The sequence below is a fragment of the Algibacter sp. genome (genome assembly GCF_049667265.1).
GTDB lineage: Bacteria > Bacteroidota > Bacteroidia > Flavobacteriales > Flavobacteriaceae > Algibacter_B.
Window position 1 is genome coordinate 1 of the sequence record NZ_JBATHX010000075.1, and the last position, 3,216, is coordinate 3,216.

A 3,216-nucleotide genomic window follows, 5' to 3' on the forward strand; every position below is an offset into this window, starting at 1 on the left:
CCATTAGTGGCGGTTGGTTTAAATGCTGGGTATGCAACAAATGTGGTTGCAGCACCATCTAGCACGAGTCCGTTTACAGTTAAACGTACTGCTTTTACGAATAAAGCTTTTGAGAATACTCAAATAAATACCGATGTAAAAATTGTTGGGGTTTCCAATAATGCATTCGGGTTAGTTGAAAATAGTGGTAGCGCTTCCGCGGAAGACTTCTCGCCTTCCATTCCAGAATTAGGCGTTAAAGTTGAATCGGTTGATAAAGCCACAGATAAAGTAACTATTGCTGATGCAGAAATTGTAGTGTCTGCTGGTCGAGGATTAAAAGGTCCTGAAAACTGGGGTATGATTGAAGAACTTGCCGATGTTTTAGGTGCAGCAACTGCATGCTCTAAACCAGTATCGGATTTAGGTTGGAGACCACATTCTGAACACGTAGGCCAAACAGGAAAACCTGTAGCTTCAAACTTATATATAGCCATTGGGATTTCTGGAGCCATTCAGCATTTAGCAGGCATTAACGCTTCAAAAGTAAAAGTTGTTATCAATACAGATCCTGAGGCACCGTTCTTTAAAGCTGCCGATTATGGAGTTGTTGGTGATGCTTTTCAAGTAGTTCCAGAACTTATTGAAAAATTAAAAGCATTTAAAGCACAACAATAAATTTTGTGTAATACTAAAGAACTGCTTAAATTAGCATTTTGACTTAATATGCCTCGCGCAGTTGGTAAAGTTCTAATTTAAGCAGTTCTTTGCGTTTTTATAAATTATGAGTTTAGTAAGATTAAATATAAAAGGCATATCCTATAGCCAAACGCAAAATGGCGCTTACGCGTTAATTTTAAACGAAGTGGATGGCGATCGTAAACTTCCAATTGTCATTGGTGCTTTCGAAGCGCAATCTATTGCCATAGCTTTAGAAAAGGAAATTAGCCCACCAAGACCATTAACCCACGATTTATTCAAAAATTTTGCTGATCGTTTTGATATTGTTGTAAAGCAAGTCATTATTCACAAACTAGTTGATGGCGTTTTTTACTCAAGTTTAATTTGCGAACGCGATAAAATTGAAGAAATAATTGATGCGAGAACAAGTGATGCCATAGCTTTGGCGCTTCGTTTTCAAGCACCTATATTTACATATAAAAACATTCTTGATAAAGCGGGTATTTACTTAAAAGTGAATCCGAAAAAGGAGGATGAAGAAGAGGATGCTCAGGATAGTGTTTTAATGGATGAGTTAGTTGCCAATGAATTGGAACCTAACGAACCTCGTGAAAATTTTAAAGGAAAATCTTTAGAAGAACTTCAAACATTACTTGAAGAAGCTGTTAATAATGAGGATTATGAAAAGGCTGCGCACATTCGTGATGAAATCTCAAAACGTGAATAACTCTTAATTTTTATTATGAAAAAACTGTTTTTGCTCCTTGCTGTTACTTTTTTATGTTTTACATCAACAATTTCAGCACAAGATTTAGAAAAAACAGACCCCACTAACATCAAAGAAATTGTTACCGAAACAGAAACTATACTAATAGATTCTACCAGTATTAATTTTTCTGAAACGGAAATCATAAACAATAACGGGGCTTCTGACGTTGTTCAAGAACCTAAAAGCAGTATCATTCCCAGTCAAGGATTCTCCATAAACAGCTTGTGGCGCGGTGTTCTTGGAATGATAACCTTAATATTTGTAGCCTTTCTTTTTAGTAGTAACAGAAAAGCTATTAATTGGAAAATTGTAGCCATAGGTTTAGCCTTTCAATTGCTTATTGCAATAGGTGTTTTAAAGGTTGAATTCATTAAAGTTATTTTTGAATTTATTGGTGGCTTGTTTGTAAGTGTATTAGATTTTACAAGAGCAGGAAGCAAATTCTTATTTGAAGGTTTGGTTGTAGATATGGACACTTTCGGATTCATTTTTGCCTTTCAAGTACTGCCAACTATTATATTCTTTTCTGCTTTAACCTCTGTACTTTTCTATTTAGGAATTATTCAAAAAATAGTAAAAGGCATGGCTTGGTTACTTTCAAAAACTTTAAAAATATCTGGCGCAGAAAGTTTAAGCGTTGCTGGAAACATCTTTTTAGGGCAAACCGAAGCACCCCTTTTAATAAAAGCCTATTTAGAAAAAATGAATAAGTCGGAAATGCTTCTAGTAATGATTGGTGGCATGGCAACCGTTGCAGGCGCAGTACTGGCGGCATATATTGGCTTTCTGGGTGGTGACGACCCTGCTTTAAGATTGTTTTATGCGAAACATTTATTAGCAGCCTCAGTAATGGCCGCACCAGGCGCCATTGTTATTTCAAAAATATTATATCCACAAACTGAAGAAGTAAACACAGATGTTTCTGTTTCTCAAGAAAAAATAGGTTCAAACTTTTTAGATGCTATTGCAAATGGAACTACGGAAGGTTTAAAACTTGCTGTTAATGTTGGTGCCATGCTTTTAGTATTTGTTGCTTTTATTGCTATGTTTAATGGCATTTTAGGTTGGGTTGGCGATATCTCTTCAATAAATAATTGGATAGCATCAAACACGAGTTACGAAAGCTTATCTCTTGAACTTATTTTAGGTTATGCCTTTGCACCACTTATGTGGCTAATAGGCGTGGCAACTGAAGATATGGCGCTTATGGGACAATTACTCGGAATTAAATTAGCTGCAAGCGAATTCATAGGCTATATCCAGTTAAGAGATTTAAAAGATGTTACAAATGCCATTCATCTTAACTACGAGAAATCTATAATTATGGCAACTTACATGCTATGCGGATTTGCAAATTTCGCATCTATCGGCATTCAAATAGGCGGAATTGGTTCGTTGGCTCCTGGGCAACGTAAAACACTTTCTAAATTTGGTATGAAAGCCTTAATCGGTGGTACCATTGCATCGTTAATTTCGGCTACTATCGCAGGCATGATAATTGGCTAGTGGCGAATCGCCACAGATAAATTATTTATTCTCAGAACGTAAAACTACGTTAATAACTTTCTTATAATTAATTATAGCATCACAACTCCCTTTTGATGCTTTTTTTTATTTTTAATCGCTGATAAATTTTGTCATGCTGAGATCAGTTGAAGCACATTATAGGAGAAGTTTAATTAAAAAAGATCCCCATTTTCATGGGGAATATTATGAAACAATATCACGACCTAGTAAAACACGTTTTAGAAAACGGAAACGAAAAAGGAGATAGAACAGGTACAGGC

At 35.8% G+C, this 3,216-nt stretch carries 3 protein-coding genes; all 3 read left to right on the top strand.

What is annotated here, in order from left to right; translation table 11 throughout:
• Window positions 1-657: electron transfer flavoprotein subunit alpha/FixB family protein (locus tag WBN21_RS02775; RefSeq protein ID WP_424197774.1), on the top strand; the 657-nt coding region annotated here is incomplete at its 5' end.
• Between the two features lie 106 nt (window positions 658-763).
• A complete protein-coding gene (locus WBN21_RS02780) occupies window positions 764-1,387 on the top strand; it encodes a bifunctional nuclease domain-containing protein (protein WP_424197775.1) in 624 nt (207 codons plus the stop codon).
• 15 nt (window positions 1,388-1,402) lie between these two features.
• Window positions 1,403-2,935, top strand: a complete 1,533-nt coding sequence (locus WBN21_RS02785) for a NupC/NupG family nucleoside CNT transporter (protein ID WP_424197776.1) — start codon at window positions 1,403-1,405, stop codon at window positions 2,933-2,935.
• The last annotated feature ends 281 nt before the right edge of the window (window positions 2,936-3,216 follow it).